The 15,635-nt window shown below is 59.0% G+C and carries 16 protein-coding genes and 3 tRNA genes; 10 read left to right on the forward strand and 9 right to left on the reverse strand.

The features are described from left to right. Positions 1–40: 40 nt before the first annotated feature. Together NZ705_09425 and NZ705_09430 are read right to left on the reverse strand one after the other, a co-directional pair. The gene (locus NZ705_09425) at positions 41–250 is read right to left on the reverse strand and encodes a hypothetical protein (protein MCS7293172.1); all 210 of its coding nucleotides are present in this window, start codon (positions 248–250) and stop codon (positions 41–43) included. A 290-nt stretch (positions 251–540) separates the two neighbouring features. Then, positions 541–614, reverse strand: a tRNA-Pro gene (locus NZ705_09430). Positions 615–710: 96 nt separating this feature from the next. Between NZ705_09430 and trxB the strand changes: the two genes are divergently transcribed. Continuing rightward, positions 711–2,093 carry a thioredoxin-disulfide reductase gene (gene trxB, locus NZ705_09435; protein MCS7293173.1) on the forward strand — a complete coding sequence of 461 codons (1,383 nt, stop codon included), beginning with the start codon at positions 711–713 and terminating at the stop codon, positions 2,091–2,093. A gap of 32 nt (positions 2,094–2,125) precedes the next feature. Then, positions 2,126–2,689, forward strand: a complete 564-nt coding sequence (locus tag NZ705_09440) for a hypothetical protein (protein ID MCS7293174.1) — start codon at positions 2,126–2,128, stop codon at positions 2,687–2,689. Here NZ705_09440 and NZ705_09445 read toward each other — a convergent pair. Further along, positions 2,686–3,534 (reverse strand): alpha/beta fold hydrolase, encoded by an 849-nt coding sequence (locus NZ705_09445; protein ID MCS7293175.1) that lies wholly within the window; start codon positions 3,532–3,534, stop codon positions 2,686–2,688. The two genes, NZ705_09440 and NZ705_09445, sit on opposite strands and share 4 nt — an antisense overlap. Positions 3,535–3,849: 315 nt before the next feature. Here NZ705_09445 and NZ705_09450 point away from each other — a divergent pair, with 315 nt between their 5' ends. Further along, positions 3,850–4,194, forward strand: a complete 345-nt coding sequence (locus tag NZ705_09450; GenBank protein MCS7293176.1) for a late competence development ComFB family protein — start codon at positions 3,850–3,852, stop codon at positions 4,192–4,194. Here NZ705_09450 and NZ705_09455 read toward each other — a convergent pair. Next, a complete protein-coding gene (locus NZ705_09455) occupies positions 4,191–6,371 on the reverse strand; it encodes a bifunctional (p)ppGpp synthetase/guanosine-3',5'-bis(diphosphate) 3'-pyrophosphohydrolase (protein MCS7293177.1) in 2,181 nt (726 codons plus the stop codon). The two genes, NZ705_09450 and NZ705_09455, sit on opposite strands and share 4 nt — an antisense overlap. 33 nt (positions 6,372–6,404) lie before the next feature. Then, positions 6,405–6,665 (reverse strand): DUF3493 domain-containing protein, encoded by a 261-nt coding sequence (locus NZ705_09460; GenBank protein MCS7293178.1) that lies wholly within the window; start codon positions 6,663–6,665, stop codon positions 6,405–6,407. 40 nt (positions 6,666–6,705) lie between these two features. Here NZ705_09460 and NZ705_09465 point away from each other — a divergent pair. Continuing rightward, positions 6,706–6,777: transfer RNA gene (locus tag NZ705_09465), tRNA-Thr, on the forward strand. Here NZ705_09465 and malQ read toward each other — a convergent pair. Then, positions 6,769–8,364, reverse strand: a complete 1,596-nt coding sequence (malQ, locus tag NZ705_09470) for a 4-alpha-glucanotransferase (GenBank protein MCS7293179.1) — start codon at positions 8,362–8,364, stop codon at positions 6,769–6,771. The two genes, NZ705_09465 and malQ, sit on opposite strands and share 9 nt — an antisense overlap. A gap of 73 nt (positions 8,365–8,437) precedes the next feature. Here malQ and NZ705_09475 point away from each other — a divergent pair, with 73 nt between their 5' ends. Continuing rightward, positions 8,438–8,776 carry a hypothetical protein gene (locus NZ705_09475; GenBank protein MCS7293180.1) on the forward strand — a complete coding sequence of 113 codons (339 nt, stop codon included), beginning with the start codon at positions 8,438–8,440 and terminating at the stop codon, positions 8,774–8,776. Here NZ705_09475 and NZ705_09480 read toward each other — a convergent pair. Continuing rightward, positions 8,773–9,336: an SRPBCC family protein gene (locus NZ705_09480; protein MCS7293181.1), complete on the reverse strand. Its 564-nt coding sequence runs from the start codon at positions 9,334–9,336 to the stop codon at positions 8,773–8,775. The genes NZ705_09475 and NZ705_09480 overlap by 4 nt on opposite strands. 12 nt (positions 9,337–9,348) lie before the next feature. Then, positions 9,349–10,077, reverse strand: a complete 729-nt coding sequence (locus NZ705_09485) for a TIGR01548 family HAD-type hydrolase (GenBank protein MCS7293182.1) — start codon at positions 10,075–10,077, stop codon at positions 9,349–9,351. Positions 10,078–10,148: 71 nt separating this feature from the next. Here NZ705_09485 and NZ705_09490 point away from each other — a divergent pair, with 71 nt between their 5' ends. The 5 genes from NZ705_09490 to NZ705_09510 all read left to right on the forward strand — a co-directional run bounded on the left by NZ705_09490 (position 10,149) and on the right by NZ705_09510 (position 13,101). Continuing rightward, the gene (locus tag NZ705_09490; GenBank protein ID MCS7293183.1) at positions 10,149–10,460 is read left to right on the forward strand and encodes a 30S ribosomal protein PSRP-3; all 312 of its coding nucleotides are present in this window, start codon (positions 10,149–10,151) and stop codon (positions 10,458–10,460) included. 54 nt (positions 10,461–10,514) lie between these two features. Next, positions 10,515–11,399 carry an SPOR domain-containing protein gene (locus NZ705_09495; GenBank protein ID MCS7293184.1) on the forward strand — a complete coding sequence of 295 codons (885 nt, stop codon included), beginning with the start codon at positions 10,515–10,517 and terminating at the stop codon, positions 11,397–11,399. Between the two features lie 12 nt (positions 11,400–11,411). Further along, complete coding sequence (locus NZ705_09500) at positions 11,412–11,879, forward strand: hypothetical protein (protein MCS7293185.1); 468 nt, start codon at positions 11,412–11,414, stop codon at positions 11,877–11,879. A 3-nt stretch (positions 11,880–11,882) separates the two neighbouring features. Then, complete coding sequence (gene recF / locus NZ705_09505; protein ID MCS7293186.1) at positions 11,883–12,989, forward strand: DNA replication/repair protein RecF; 1,107 nt, start codon at positions 11,883–11,885, stop codon at positions 12,987–12,989. Between the two features lie 40 nt (positions 12,990–13,029). Further along, positions 13,030–13,101 (forward strand) — tRNA-Asn (locus NZ705_09510). Positions 13,102–13,859: 758 nt separating this feature from the next. Here NZ705_09510 and thrS read toward each other — a convergent pair. Further along, on the reverse strand, positions 13,860–15,632 hold the full coding sequence (gene thrS, locus NZ705_09515; GenBank protein ID MCS7293187.1) for a threonine--tRNA ligase: 1,773 nt from the start codon (positions 15,630–15,632) through the stop codon (positions 13,860–13,862). Positions 15,633–15,635 lie beyond the last annotated feature (3 nt).

Below are 15,635 nucleotides of genomic sequence, written 5' to 3' on the forward strand. Positions count from 1 at the left end.
CACCAGCGCCCAAACGACTTTATCAGACTAAGGCTCTGGACTAGTGACTACGTAACAGCGTCACCAGTTCCATCGCTGTCGCTTCATCCGTGATGTCTTTACTAAACCGTTGCAAGTTGGTCGCTAGTGGCCGATAGACCGCCGCTATCCGTTGTGCTGGTAGGTGCGTTTCCACTCGCTTGCCATAGCACCAGTGCAGATACGTCTGCTGGTTTAGCCAGTTTTGGGCGGTAACGCTCCGGCGTCGCATCAATCGAACTCGATCTGCTGAGCCGTTGCTTGCGCCAACTTCAGCCGGTTATGCCCTAGCGCCAGCACATACCCCCCACACTCCAGTGCAACACCAACAGCCCGTTAACGCGCTTTATCCCTGGCCGCCCCTTGCGCCCAGGCTCGACTAACTCCCACTCCACCTTGCTCATTAGCCTAAACCCTTTAGGAGATGCTCCAACAGGCTCGAAGGGACCACTAACTGGCTTGCTGTGTACTGCTGGCAGAGGGACTAGGACTGTGGTGATGGTCGTCGGGTTTTTGTTTGGATCGGAGCGGCGGGATTTGAACCCACGACCCCCACTACCCCAAAGTGGTGCGCTACCAAGCTGCGCTACGCCCCGGTCTCCTCTTTCCCATCATACCTAAAACCACACCCTTGCCAGCACCGTACTGCCTGCTCTACACTGTTATCCGTAGTCGTTACGAGTTTGTGTTACATGAGCACCCCTGCTGTAGAAAATCTGGTGATTATTGGGTCGGGGCCGGCGGGTTACACGGCGGCGATTTATGCTGGGCGGGCCAACCTGAAACCGGTGGTGTTTACAGGGGTGGTGCGGGGGGGTCCCGCTGGTGGTCAGTTGATGACCACGACCGAAGTGGAAAATTTCCCCGGCTTTCCCGAGGGGATCTCAGGGCCGGAGTTGATGGAACGGATGAAAGCGCAGGCGGTGCGCTGGGGTGCTGAACTCATTACAGAAGACGTAGTGGCGGTGGATTTTCGCCAGCGGCCCTTCGTCCTGCGTTCAACCGAGCGGGAGGTGAAAGCCCACGCTGTGATCATCGCCACAGGGGCCACGGCCAAACGCTTGCATCTGCCGTCGGAGGAGAAGTTTTGGAATATGGGGATTTCGGCCTGTGCGATTTGCGATGGCGCGTCGCCGCTGTTTCGGGGCGTGGAGTTGGCGGTGGTCGGCGGTGGGGATACGGCTTGTGAAGAAGCTCTCTATCTGACCAAATTCGGTTCCCATGTCCACATGCTGGTGCGCTCGGGGCGGATGCGGGCCAGTAAAACTATGCAGGACCGGGTGTTGCGCCATCCCAAAATCACGGTGCACTGGCACACGGAGGCGGTGGATGTCTATGGCGACGGCCAATTGGCTGGGGTGCGGCTGAAAAACAACCAAACTCAGGAAATCTGGGACTTGCCGGTGGGGGGATTGTTCTACGCGATTGGTCACACCCCCAACACGGATTTGTTCCGTGGGCAGCTAGAACTGGATGCTGCCGGTTACATCGTCACAGAGCCGGGGTCGGTCAAAACGAGCGTTGAGGGGGTATTTGCCGCCGGAGATGTGCAAGACCACCAGTATCGCCAGGCAGTGACGGCGGCCGGTACGGGGTGCATGGCGGCGCTGTTAGCCGAACGATGGTTGTCGGAGCATGGGTTAATCCAGGAATTTAGCGCAACGACGACGGCAGCACCGGCGACAGAAGCAACACCAGCGCCTGCTCCGCAACCGGCGACGACGGCCACCTTTGACCCGAGCGCCACGATTCAGGAGGGAAGTTACGCCCTGCGCAAGCTCTACCACGAAACCGACAAGCCCATCCTAGTGATGTACAAAGCGCCAGGGTGTGGACCGTGCCGTTCCCTCAAACCCATCCTAGAGAAGGTGGCCCAGGAATTCGCTGGGCAAATGTACCTGGTGTTGATCGACATCGAACAGGACCCGGACATTGCCCAAGCGGCGGGCGTGACGGGCACGCCTACCGTCCAACTGTTCCAGCGCAAAGCCAAGCTCCAGGAGTGGCGGGGGGTCAAACCCAAGAGTCTCTACCGCGAAGCGGTCCAACAGTGCTTGGCCTGCGCCCCCAGTTAGTACAATAGGGGGGTTAGCCAACGGGATTGTCTATGGCCGCCACATTGGCGCAAATCAGCCGCTATCTAGACGGGATGGGCTGGCGCTATGACGTGGATACGGAGCGCAACCGCATTGTCACGGGCGTCAAGACTACCCACATGGAGCGGCTGCTGCTGGTGATTGCCCTGGAGGAAAATGGCGAGTTTTTCAAGCTCTACGCGCCCCAGGTGCTGCAAATCCACAACCACCCCCACCAGGCCGCCGCCCTACAAACCCTGTTGACCATTGCCTGGGAAACCAAGATGGTGCAGTGGGAGTACGACCCCAGCGACGGCGAAGTGCGGGCCATCATTGAGTTCCCCCTCGAGGACGCTCCTTTGACCGAGCGGCAGTTCATGCGCTGTTTGGACGCTTTGGTGCGGATCGTGGACGAAAAAGCCTATCCCCGCCTACAGGAAACGCTGGCCACCGGCGAAGACCCTGGTGACGTCACCGACGACGAGCGGTTTTTGCTGGAGTTTGAACGGCAGTTGCCGGGGGTGGCCGAACGCATCTACCGGGCTGTCCTGCGCCGTAAGCAGCGGCTGCAAGCGCAAAAACTCGCCGATAGCTAGCTGCGCAACCATTCCAGCAGCAGGGGATTGACCAGCTCCGGCGCCTCGTCCTGGGGGCAATGTCCCACTTGGGGCAAGGGGATAAACCGCTGGATCTGGGGAAACTGCTGGGCCAGCTCTCGTCCCTGGGTCACTGGTTCCCAGGGGTCCGCTTCGCCCCAAACCAACCACACGGGGCAATGCACCTGGGGCAATAAATCCTCTAACAGCGGCCCGTCGCTATAGCGCACAAAGGACAAAAACACGTCCACCGCGCCGGGGTCCTGGGAGGGCCGGTACAGGCACTCCACCAGCTCATCGGTGATGGCGTCTGGACGCGCATATGCCTGCTGCAAAATCCGGCGGATGACCGAAGGTTGGGCCAAACGGTGGAAAAACCAGCGTCCAAAGGGTTGCCAGCCCAACAGGTGTTGCAACGCTACCGCGCTCCACCGCTGGTACCAGGGCAACCGATGGCGCTTGCGCCGGTGCAGTAACCGCAGCGATGGGTTGAGTAAGGCCACCCGCGTTACCCAGTCGGGTGCCAGCACGGCGGTTTGTAACGCCACGACGCCCCCAATCGAATTACCTACCACCGCCGCCGGTTGTTGAACCACCTGCTGGAGAAAGTCCGCCACTAGGGTCCCCCAGGTTTCAAACCGGTAAGCGATGGCCGGTTTGGCCGACGCGCCAAACCCCAACAAATCCAGCGCGTAAGTCGGATGCCGTTCCCCCAACACCGGTAAATTCCGCCGCCAGTGGTCGCTCGACGCCCCAAAGCCGTGAATCAGCACCACCGGCATACCAGCTTGGCCCGCTCCCGCCACTTGGTAGCGGATCCGATGCCCACGCCACAAGTAATCCATAATATGACAAAAGCTTCATGCGCTACTTGAAGTTTACTAAAGAAAAGTGTAGTTAGGTGAAGAAGCCCCCTGAACCGGTGACAACGGGGGTGAGCAGAAGATGGTGTTAGTACAGTTATCTGGTTCGTTAAACATTTCTCCCCGACGGCCTGGCAAAGCCATAGCAAGATTGCCGATAGCCAGGGGGTTTGCCGTTCAGGGGCCGCACTACAGGCCGGAAGCGGGAAGACGAAGTTTCGTAAAGGGCGGGTGAAAACGGTGCCAGGATTGATAGTAGGGAGATGTTTCCCAGGCTTTTCGTCGCAGGTGCCGGTCATGTACAAGACAGTGGTCAACCTGAATGAGCAACTAATCATCAGTGAAATCGAGGCGGTGTTGGACAGCTACCCGCATCACCCGTACCAGCAAGCCTTTGCCATCCCCGAATTGCGTCAGGAACTGGTGGTTTATGTGCTAAACCATTTGCCCCAAGCGGGCCTGTACGTCACCCAGGACCAGGTATGGCAACAGCGCCAGTCCTGCACAGCGCGGCGGCTGGAAATCGAAAAGCTGGTGCATCAGGGGATTCACGATATTTTTCAACAGCGCAGCGATTGGATCAGCCGCCACATTCCCCAGGTGGTGGAGGCGGGGCGGGAGCCATCCCACTGGTTCGGTTAAGCCTGACCCACCCGTTGTAGGTGCAGGACATCGCTCATCTTGCGCACGTGGCTCAGGGCGGTTTGCAACTGCTCGCGATTGAGCACATCCAGGCGTAAGGTAATTACGGCCGTTTGGTTGGCGTGGGTGGTCATGCGCACATCGCTGACGTTGATCCGCTGGTCGCTCAGGCGGCTTAGGACATCCCGCAGCACCCCCACCCGGTCAATCACCGTGACTTGGATCATCACGGGATAGGTTTGGCGCCGGTCTTCAACCCCGTCCCAACTCACCGGCAACAGGCGCTCGACGGGAATGGATTTGAGATTGGCGCAGTCCTGGCGGTGGATGGAAATGCCCCGTCCGCCCAGCGTCACCACCCCCACAATCGGCTCGCCCGGAATCGGGTAGCAGCAGTGGGCTAGGTGATGAGCCAGCCCCTGTAAACTGGCAATTTCGCCGGCGGGGGTCGGTTTCGTTTCTGGTGAGGTCTCCAGCGGCCCAGTCTCGGCGGGAGATTGGGTTTGCTGCTTGATCACCTCCTGCCAGCGGCCAATCACCTGCTTCAAACTGATTTCCCCGTACCCCAGCGCCGCCAGCAAGTCTTCGACCTGGGCGTAGTTGCATCGCTGGGCCACCTGCAGCATCAGGTCGGACTTGAGGAGGTTATCCAGCCCTGTGCGTCCCAGCTCTGCCTCCAGCAGCGCTTTGCCCTGCGCGATGTGCTCTTCCCGATTGAACTTCTTATACCACTGGCGGATGCGGTTGCGAGCGGTGTTAGTCACCACAAAGTTTAACCAGTCCAGGCTGGGACGGGCGTTCTCCCGCGTCAGGATTTCCACAATGTCCCCATTTTTCAGGGGGGTGTGTAACGGCACCAGGCGGCCATTCACCCGTGCTCCCCAGCAGTGGTTGCCTACTTCCGTGTGAATCCGGTAAGCAAAGTCCACTGGCGTTGCCCCCGCCTTCAAATCCACAACGTCCCCCTTTGGTGTGAAAACGTACACCTCCTGTTCGAACAGGTTGTCCTTGAGGTTGTCTACGTACTCCTGAGCGTCCTTCAAATCCTGTTGCCACTCCAGCAACTGGCGCAACCAGGTAAAGCGCTCGTCCAGATGACTGGTTTTAACGCTGGCTCCCGCTTCCTTGTACTTCCAGTGGGCGGCAATTCCGTATTCGGCTACGTAGTGCATCGCCAGGGTGCGGATCTGCACCTCCACGGGCTTGCCCTTTGGCCCAATGACCACTGTATGCAGCGATTGGTAGTTGTTGGGTTTGGGGAGACCGATGTAGTCCTTGAACCGCCCCGGCACGGGGGTAAAGGCGTTATGCACCACCGCCAGCGCCCGGTAGCACTCATCCACTGTGTTGACGATAATCCGCACCGCCGCCAAGTCCATAATCTCGTGGAATTCCTTTTGCTGGCGGCGCATTTTTTGGTAAATGCTGTAGAGGTGTTTAGGGCGCCCAGTCATCTCGATAAAGGGAATGCCTGCCTCCTGCAACTTGTCCTGAAGTTGACCAATGACGTGTCCAATATAGGCTTCCCGGTCCGCCCGTTTTTCCATCACATACTGCTGCATTTGCCGGTAAGCCTCTGGCTCCAAATACTTGAAGGCCAGGTCCTCCAGCTCCCACTTGAACCGCCAAATCCCCAGGCGGTTGGCCAGGGGCGCGAAGATGTCCAGCGTTTCCTGGGCAATCCGGCGCTGGGTCTCCGGCTCCAGGTACTCCAGCGTGCGCATGTTGTGCAGGCGGTCTGCCAATTTCACCACAATCACCCGGATGTCCTGGGCCATTGCCAAAAACATCCGCCGGAAACTTTCCGCCTGTCGCTCTGTCTTACTGGAAAAGCTGAATTTCGAGAGTTTAGTGACCCCTTCAACCAAGCGGGTGACTTCGGGACCAAATTCCTGGGTGAGGGTTTCCGCCGTGACCTGAGTGTCTTCTAGCACATCGTGCAAAAAGCCAGCGGCCACCGTCTGGGCATCCCCGCCCAGCTCCCACAGCAAGGTTGCCACCGCCACCGGATGGACAATGTAATCCTCGCCCGATTTCCGCTTCTGACCCCAATGGAGCCGCTTAGCAAATTCAAACGCCTTGGTCATCAGCAGCGAGTCCGGCGTGGGATTCCGGTTGAGTTCCTGTAACCATAGGGGATAAGTAACCGGCTGCGGAGCCGCTACGACCGCATCCACACAGACCCTCGGCTCGATGCTGCTTGGTAAATTCTATCTTAACCAATGGCGCTGGCGATGACGACGTTCCCACCGCCACAGCGTCCCCATGGCCGCCACCAAACCGAGTTGCAGGAGCAGATTGACGCCGGTGCGGACATCTCCCTGACCGCTAAGCAAATCAGTGGCAAACACGAGCGCGCCGATGGCCCCGGACAACCCAAACGCCAGGTAAATAAACTGTCGCAACCCGCGATAGGGCGCTTTAGTTGCTTCGCGCAACCGCCACCGCCGTTCCTGATCCCAAACGCTCATGGAGGTCGTTTAGTTTGATATTCTTAATTCTAAGCGCGGTGCCGGTGTAGCTCAGCGGTAGAGCACTCGATTCGTAATCGAGCGGCCGTGAGTTCGAATCTCATCACCGGCTTGGGTCGGCTGTCTCCCACGGCTGGTGCGCGCGACCGTAGGTGTGGGTAAGCTGAGCCAACTTGGCGGCCAAATCGGCAGTGAGCCGGTCGGGCGGGCAGCGCCATTCCCAATTGCCGTTGGCGGCTCCCGGCGCGTTCATGCGTCCCTCCGAACCCAAGCCCAGCACGTCCTGTAAGGGTACGATGCACCAGCGCGCCACTGACATCATCCCCAGGCGGATCAAATCCCAGTGGATCCCGTGGGCGCTCAGGTGACCCAGGTAGCGAATCACCCGCCGTTGGGTTTCCGGCTCCAACGCTTCGTACCAGGCCACCGTCGGGGGATTGTCGTGGGTGCCGGTATAGACCACGCAGTGGGGCGTGAAGTTGTACGTCAAAAAGGGGTTCTCGGGGTTGCCGTCAAACGCGAATTGCAACACCTTGGTGCCGGGCAACTGGAAGGCATCCCGCAGGGCCTCTACTTCAGGCGTGATCACCCCCAAATCCTCCACGATGATGGGGAGTTCTCCCAGTTCCTGCTGGAGCGTGCGTAACAGGTCTGCCCCAGGTGCAGGCACCCATTCCCCGTTGATAGCTGTGGTTTCCCCTTGGGGGACCCGCCAAAAGGACTCCAACCCGCGAAAGTGGTCAATCCGCACAATGTCCACCAGTTGCAACAACTGCCGAAAGCGCTGCACCCACCAGGCAAAATGCGTCTCGGCCAGCACGTCCCAGTTGTACACCGGGTTGCCCCACAGTTGACCGGTCTTGCTGAAGTAATCTGGGGGCACGCCCGCCATAAAGGTCACCTGGCCCGTCTCCCGGTCAATCGCAAAAAACTCCGGGTGTGCCCACACGTCGGCGCTGTCGTGGGCCACGTAGATGGGGAGGTCGCCGATAATCCGCACCTGCCGGGCGTGGGCATAGGCCCGTAATTCCCGCCACTGCTCCCAAAACAGGTATTGCAAAAAGCAGTGAAACGCCTGGGCCGGGCGGACCTGGTCTTGCCAGCGCGCCAAGGTCTGGGGGTCCCGTTGCGCCAGCGCCGGCTCCCAATCGTACCAGGGTTGACCCGCGTGGGCCTCCTTCAGGGCCATAAACAGGCTGAAATCCGCCAGCCAGTGGGCCTGCTCCTGGATAAAGGCCTCTAGGGACGCCATCGCCGCCCTGTCCTGTTGAAAGTAGTGCCAGGCCAACCGCAGCAGGGGCATTTTGTGCAGGTAAACCGCGTCGTAATCCACCCGCTGGGCCGGCAACTGGGGCGGCGCCAACTCCTTGGGCAACCAGCCCCGCTCCTGCAGGGGTTCCAGGCTGATCAACAGGGGATTCCCCGCCATCGCTGAGTAGGAGAGATAGGGGGAATTGCCGTACCCCGTCGGTCCCAGCGGCAAAATTTGCCAGAGCCGTTGGTCGGCCTGGGCCAAAAAGTCCACCCACTGGCGACTCGCCGCGCCCAAATCCCCGATGCCCCACCCGCCGGGCAACGACGTCGGATGGAGCAGAATACCGCTACAGCGGGGCCACGTCATGGACATCTGTGTAAACAAACATTTCAATCTTACTCTCCGAAGGGACGAATTCCTGGCGCGTCCCGGAAATCCTGGCACAATAAGGAAAGTAAGCAGCACTTATCCATTCGATAAGTTCTGTTGTCATCTTACACACTATCTGCTGACTGTCATGACTGCGACTGCAACTGCCAACACGTTGGAGACCATGCGCAAGTTTGCCGAGACCTATGCCCAGCGCACCGGCACCTATTTCTGTGTTGATTTGGGGGTCACCGCCACCGTCATTCGAGGGCTGGCCAAGCACAAGGAGGAACTGGGCGCGCCCTTGTGCCCCTGCCGTCACTACGAGGACAAGGAGGCCGAGGCCAAGCAAGGGTTTTGGAATTGCCCCTGTGTGCCGATGCGGGAGCGCAAAGAGTGCCACTGCATGTTGTTTTTGACCCCTGACCACGATTTTGCCGGCTCGGCCCAGACCATTGACCCAGACTTTCTCGCCCATTGCGCCTAGGGCGGGTCGGTTGCCAGTTGGGCAACTCGTTGGCGAATCGCCAGTAGATTCAGAGCGACGCCCCGTCGAATCTGGCCTTCGATGAGTCGCACTGGCAACCCCACGCGCGGGCGGAGATGGACGGTGTAACACAACTGGGTCGTCTGGTGCTGGGGGTGCAATTCCCAAGCGCCCCGAAAGATCACAAAATCCCCCTCAACGCCGTTAAACGCGATGCGTTCGGGGTAGAACTCTTCGATATCCAGCACCATCCGCGCGCGAAAGTGAAATTTGAGAAAACCGTGGGCGCCCACTTGCTCGAGACGAATCTTGCCCTCGGGGTGGGGCACTCGCCGGCTCAGCACCACACTAGGGAGAAAGTCCGCCAGCTTGTCGTAATCCGTCAGCACCCGCCAAATCGGTTCCACCGGCTGGGGAATCGTAATAACCGCACAAATCCGGCGCTCCCCAGGGTTGAGCGGTTCAATCGCCACCGTCACGTCTGCCAGTTCATCGGGCGGTGGGCTTAGTAGGACATGCGCCGGATAGGGACGCTTGTCGATGAGTTGCTCTGGATGCATGAGTTCTCCCCGCTAAGGTAGCACAGCGGCGGGACTGAGGTGGCGCAAACCCGGTAAAACGACCTGGGCACCAGACTGGTGTAGGGTTTGGGTGTAGCTCTGGACATCCTGGACGTGGGGCGGCAGGATCCCAACCGCCCGCCAGGTGTATTCCGGGTACTGCACGCGCGCCCGTTGCACCGTGAGCATATCGGCCACCGTATCGCCGGCGTAAATAATCGGGGTGCCCGGTGGGCAAGACCATGCCTGCACCAGGGTCCATAAACCCGTTGGGTCCGGTTTGCCAGGGGCGTCCTCCATGGCCACCAGCGGTGCGTCGGCAAGCCCTAGCCGCGCTAGGGCGTATCGCGCTTCTCGCCGGGGTGCGCCACTGAAAAATCCCCACCGCCAGCCCTGCTCTGTCCAGGTCTCAAAGTAATCCCCCGTAATTAGCAAGGTCTCCTGGGTAATCAAGCCCGTCGGCGCTTCCGTATCTCCCCAGTACCGGCTCTGGAAGTAGGCGGTGATGTCCGCTAGAGGTACGTCCTGGCCCCAGCGCCGCAACAATTCCCGAGCCGCTTCCCAGTCGTTGTTCCAGTAGCCCTCCTGCTTGAGCTGGTCAATGTCCGCCAGGCTGGGACAATAACGGCCCTGGGAGAAATGAGCGACCGTGTCTTGAATTGCCCGCCGGTAGGAGCTGCTGACATCGCGGACCACGCCGTCAATATCGCAAACCAAGACCCCCACCGAAGAACAGGTCACGCCAGCGATAGCTAAAATTGAGGTGAATACGGTACGCTAAATAAGCTAACACGAATCCTTGACCTCGGGAGGTGTACCGCTTGAAGTTTCAGTTGAAGGCCCTGTGGTTGCAAAAAGACGTGGGAATTGCCGTGGATCAGATTGTGGGCACGGGAAGTAGCCCTTTGACCTGTTACTTTTTCTGGCCCCGGGACAACGCCTGGGAGCAGTTGAAAAATGAGCTGGATGCCAAGTCCTGGATCCCCGAAGCCGATAAGATAGAGTTGTTGAATCAGGCGACCGAATTGATTAATTACTGGGAGGAGGGGCGCTTAGGTCGTCCTCATACCCTCCAAGAAGCCCAAGCTCGCTTTCCTCACATCGTCTTTGCCGGTAGCAACTAGAGCTGCAACACTGGTTCGGTTGCGTGCAGTCCTGTGCATTTTGTGAGGTGTGTTATGACGGAGCAGTCCCCGCCCACGTCCCTGCTGACAGCGTTGGCCTGTCTGGACGTGGACTTGACGCAGGAGTTGCAACGTTGGCGAGCCGAACGTCCCCAGTGGACGCCGGAGGTATGGGCCAGATGGCAAGCGGAGCATCCGACCCCGCCGCCCGAGACGGCTTGGGCGTTCCCGCCAGCAGTCAGCGCTGACCCACCGACCGCTTTGGCGGCTGAAGATGACAGCCAGGCGGTTGCCCCTCTGACAACGCCACCACCGGAAACTGACTCAGCTTCTCCAGCCGTAGAGGACACCACCGAATTGGCCCCACGGCCCTCCTGGTCCGAGCGACTCAACCGGGTCTTTGTGCGGCGGCAAGCCCAAGAGAACCAGCCAGCCCCCGAGGCTTGGGCGTTTCCCGAGAGCTGGTATCAGCCGACACGCCACCGGGGAGTCCCCCAGTCGCTGTTGGGGTTTGTCATAGGGTTGACGCTGGCGACCGTGGGAACCGTCGGGGTTCTCCTGGTGGTGCGACGACCGCCATCGCCCGAACCGACAACGTCCCCCCTGAGCGTGCCGGCCCCGCCTCCAGAGCATGCGGTGTTGCCATCACCAGTGCCAAATCTGGCCCGCAAGGAACTGCCTGACTTGAGTGCGGTGCCAACCGTCAGCCCACCGGCTACGCCCAAAGCCCCTACGAATCCCAGCTTGTACTACGTGGTCACGGATTACCAGAACGAACAGAGTCTTCTGCGGGCGCAAAGGGTGGTGCCGGAGGCCTTTGTGTGGCAATTTGACACAGGCTTAAAGGTGCAACTAGGGGCCTTTGAGACCCGTGACCAGGCGGAGGCATTTGTGGCAGACTTAAAGGCGAAGGGGCTGCAAGCCCAGGTGTACCCCTAAAGAGGTAGAGCGGTGAAGTGGTGGCCTTGGTGGAATACGTCCAATCCAGACCAACGGCTGGAGCAGTGGGTGAGTCGGTTGCAGCGGCAATTGCGCCAGGTGAAGCGGGCAGTAGCGGTGGTAGTGGCGACCCAGCGTCGTCTGCGCCGTCAACTCCAAGGCGCTTGCTCGCCAGTCATCCGTCAGGAATTACAGCAGGCCTTGGCCCATCAGAGTCGCCATTGCCGTCGTTTACAACAGCAGCTGCTAGCGATCGAGCAGCAGGTGCAAGCACTCCAGGCGCGGCGGGAAATCCTAACAGCTCGGGTTTCCACGGCGGAAGCTCGTAAGGCGCTGCACGACCTGCGCCAGCACATCAGTGATGGCCCGTTGCCCCACCTGCTACAGGATACGGAGGACCTGGTGCATCGGCTGGAGGCGGAAGTGGAACTCCTTGACCACAGTCTCGGGGAATGGGTGCCGCCGGTGACCGGGCGCTAGCGCGTGTATCTGCAATCCCTGCATCTGCGACACTTTCGCAATTACACCGACCAGGTCGTCACGTTCCAGGCCCCGCAAACTATTCTGATTGGCGACAACGCCCAGGGCAAATCCAACCTGCTTGAGGCGATTGTGCTGCTGGCGACCCTGCATTCACCTCGGGTGCAGCGGGATGGAGAACTGGTGCAAACCGGCCAAACCACCGCCCAGATTCAGGGATATGTGCAACGGCAACCGGAGCCGGCGGAATTGACCCTGGTGTTGCGGGTCTCGGGGCGGCGAACCCTGGCGGTCAACCAGCAGGTGCAACGGCGGCAGATGGATTTTTTGGGGTATCTGCGGGCGGTTTTTTTTTCCTGTTTGGACTTGGAACTGGTGCGGGGCGGTCCGGGCCAGCGGCGGGATTGGCTGGATCAAACGCTGGTGCAACTGGAACCCCTGTACAGCCAACTGCTCCAGGACTACCAGCGGGTGGTGCGCCAGCGCAATGCCCTATTGCGACAGGAAACGGTGACTCCCGCCCAATTAGCCCCCTGGGACGACCTCCTGGTGCAGACTGGCACCCGTTTGATCCGCCGCCGTTACCGGCTCGTGGAACGACTCCAGCCCTTAGCCCAGGCTTGGCATCAACGGATCAGTCAGACGGGAGAGCAATTCAACCTGGCCTATGCCCCCGCTGTGCCGGTGCCAGTCAACGAAGGTGACGTCATCCAGGAGGAATTCCGGCGGCAACTAGCCCAGAAAGCCTCTGCTGAACGGGCGCAACAGACTACGCTCGTGGGGCCGCACCGGGACGAGGTGATGTTGACGCTAGACGGTCAACCTGCTCGCCACTATGCCTCCCAAGGGCAACAACGCACGCTGGTGTTGGCGCTCAAACTGGCCGAGTTAGAACTCTTGGAAACGGTGTTTGGGGAAACGCCGCTATTGCTGCTCGACGATGTCCTAGCGGAACTCGACCAGAAACGGCAGCGGCACTTGTTGACAGTGATTGCCGACCGGGTGCAAACGATTATCACCACGACGGACTTGGCCCGTTTTGAGCCGCCCTGGTTCAGCAGCGCCCAGCAACTCTACGTCGAGCAGGGACGGATATGGCCCCGCAAGTGATTGTCTAACCCCATTCAACTTGTGTAAGATAAAAAAGCTTTCCTCAGTAGCTCAGCGGTAGAGCGGTCGGCTGTTAACCGATTGGTCCCTGGTTCGAATCCAGGCTGAGGAGTTAGGTGATGCTGTACAGTCTATCTTGCCTGCATGAGCGGCCGACTGCGCCTTGCCCCATCCTCCATCTGGCTACTCGCTGACCTGTCAACCGAGTCCAAAGACGTAAAAGCTCTTCAGGGCAATGGTTTCGACCTCCACTTTTGTCGGGTATAGCTAAGCACACAATGTTTGGCATGAGCTACAACTAGAGGCCTTGACGCTTTTGCCTTGCCCGCTGCTCAAACACGCCAGCTCAAATGTTTTTTGCTATAAGTAAGCTGTCCAGATTTATGGCCACAGCTAAGCCGCTTTAGTTTGTCAGAGAGGGGAGAGAAAACTCAAGGGTGGGGCCGTGCTCTGGAACCCAGGGGCTGACAACCATAGATGGCTCAGCTATAAAATCACAGAACTTGACATAAGCTACGGATGGTTTCATTGACCAAAGATTGCATATTTTCCATTGCATTTACCTGTAACTTGCGCACCGTTTGCTTGATGCGATACCACACATGTTCAATCGGAAATCTGGCGAATATTCAGGCAAATATATCAGCTCGTACCCAGCAGCTTCCCCTAGATGACTTGGCGATAGGGGTGCCATTCGAGACGGCTTCTACCACCTTCTTTCACAAGTCGTAGTTGTATGGCCTGTAGCAGAAAACATTTAGGTTGTCGCTCCTAGGAAGGCATCAACGCGGAAACACCCAGGGTCCCGGTTACTGCCTATGTCAAGCATTCTATGCCTAGCTATAGGCATTTTCCCACTCCGTATAGCCGTCAAAAATCTCGTCGCTGTTGCACCGCCTGGAGAAGCCGTTCCTGGACCTCGGCAATGGTCAAGGTGCCCATGTCGCCCCCGTGCCGCGTGCGGATGCTCAGCGTTCCCGTCTCTTGCTCCTTGGCCCCTACAATTGCCATCACCGGAATCTTGGCCGTTTCAGCGTTGCGGATCAATTTCCCTAACCGTTCGCCGGAGGTGTCCACTTCCACCCGCAGGCCCTGCTTTTGCCAATCAGCGGCGATGGTCTGAGCGTAGGGCACGTACTGTTCTCCCACCGGTAAAAAGCGCAGTTGCACCGGCGCCAACCACAGGGGAAAATCGCCCGCATAGTTCTCAATCAAAATCCCAAAAAAGCGCTCCAACGAGCCAAAAATTGCCCGGTGGATCATGATGGGCGTTTGCCGCGAACCATCGGCGGCCACGTATTCCAACCCAAACCGCTGCGGCAAATTGAAATCCACCTGAATCGTCGAGCATTGCCACAAGCGCCCAATAGCATCCCGAATCTTGATGTCAATCTTGGGGCCGTAAAACGCACCACCGCCCACATCTTCTTTGTAAGCCCAATCCTTGGTACGCAGGGCATTTTTGAGAGCATTTGTCGCCAGTTCCCACGCCTCATCTGAGCCGACCGATTTTTCGGGACGCGTGGAGAGATTCACCTCATACTCCCGGAACCCGAAATCCGACAGCACCTGCTCGGTCAAGTTCAACACCCCCAGGATTTCCGCCTCCACCTGTTCCGGCAGACAAAAGATATGGGCGTCGTCCTGGGTAAAGCCCCGCACCCGCATCAACCCGTGCAGCGTCCCGGAGCGTTCGTAGCGATAGACCGTCCCCAGCTCCGCGTAGCGAATCGGCAATTCCCGGTAGGAGTGCAGGTGCGTTTTATAGGTCAACACGTGGAACGGGCAATTCATTGGTTTGAGCTGATACGCCTGGGACTCCACCGCCATCGGCTCAAACATGCTCTCGCGGTAAAAATCCCAGTGCCCCGAGGTTTTCCACAGGTCCAAGTGGGCCAGGTGGGGCGTGTAGAGCAGCTCATAACCCGCCCGCAGGTGGGCCTCCCGCCAGTAATTTTCAATCACCAGCCGCATCCGCGCCCCCTTGGGATGCCAGAACACCAGGCCACCGCCCGCCTCCTCGTGGATGCTGAACAGGTCTAGCTCCTGGCCCAACCGCCGGTGGTCTCGCCGCAGGGCTTCCCGTTTCTGGTGCAAGTAGGCTTGCAACTGTTCGGGGGTCTCCCAGGCTGTCCCGTAGATGCGCTGGAGCATGGGATTGCGTTCATCGCCCCGCCAGTAGGCCCCCGCTACACTTTCCAGCTCAATGGCATCGGGGTTCAGTTCTCCTGTGTTGTCCAGGTGCGGCCCCGCGCACAGGTCCCACCACTCGTCCCCCAAGTGATAAATAGTGATGGGCTCTTCCTTGATGTCGTTCAGAATCTCCAGTTTGTAGGGTTCGTTGAGGGCCTCAATCCGTCGCCGTGCCTCTTCCCGCGTGACCTCCTCCCGAATCACCGGCAATTTTTTCTTGATAATTTTCACCATCTCTTTTTTGATGGCTTTTAAGTCCTGCTCAGTAAAGGGTTCAGGGTGGTCAAAGTCGTAGTAAAACCCATCCTCAATCCACGGCCCAATCGTGACTTTCGCCTTGGGAAAGAGACGTTGAACCGCCATCGCCATCACGTGGGAGGCGGTATGCCGAATGCGCTTGAGTCGCTCCGACTCGCTGGTTTTGGGCAAAGGTACCGGCGTCGCAGTCATGGC

This window comes from Gloeomargarita sp. SKYB120 (genome assembly GCA_025062155.1).
GTDB lineage: Bacteria > Cyanobacteriota > Cyanobacteriia > Gloeomargaritales > Gloeomargaritaceae > Gloeomargarita.

Coding starts and splice junctions, on each gene's coding strand:
- NZ705_09445 (MCS7293175.1), bottom strand. CDS start 3,534: ATGGATTACTTGTGGCGTGGGCATCGGATCCGCTACCAAGTGGCGGGA.
- NZ705_09440 (MCS7293174.1), top strand. CDS start 2,126: ATGGCCGCCACATTGGCGCAAATCAGCCGCTATCTAGACGGGATGGGC.
- trxB (MCS7293173.1), top strand. CDS start 711: ATGAGCACCCCTGCTGTAGAAAATCTGGTGATTATTGGGTCGGGGCCG.
- NZ705_09450 (MCS7293176.1), top strand. CDS start 3,850: ATGTACAAGACAGTGGTCAACCTGAATGAGCAACTAATCATCAGTGAA.
- NZ705_09495 (MCS7293184.1), top strand. CDS start 10,515: ATGACGGAGCAGTCCCCGCCCACGTCCCTGCTGACAGCGTTGGCCTGT.
- NZ705_09480 (MCS7293181.1), bottom strand. CDS start 9,336: ATGCATCCAGAGCAACTCATCGACAAGCGTCCCTATCCGGCGCATGTC.
- thrS (MCS7293187.1), bottom strand. CDS start 15,632: ATGACTGCGACGCCGGTACCTTTGCCCAAAACCAGCGAGTCGGAGCGA.
- NZ705_09425 (MCS7293172.1), bottom strand. CDS start 250: ATGCGACGCCGGAGCGTTACCGCCCAAAACTGGCTAAACCAGCAGACG.
- NZ705_09475 (MCS7293180.1), top strand. CDS start 8,438: ATGACTGCGACTGCAACTGCCAACACGTTGGAGACCATGCGCAAGTTT.
- NZ705_09460 (MCS7293178.1), bottom strand. CDS start 6,665: ATGAGCGTTTGGGATCAGGAACGGCGGTGGCGGTTGCGCGAAGCAACT.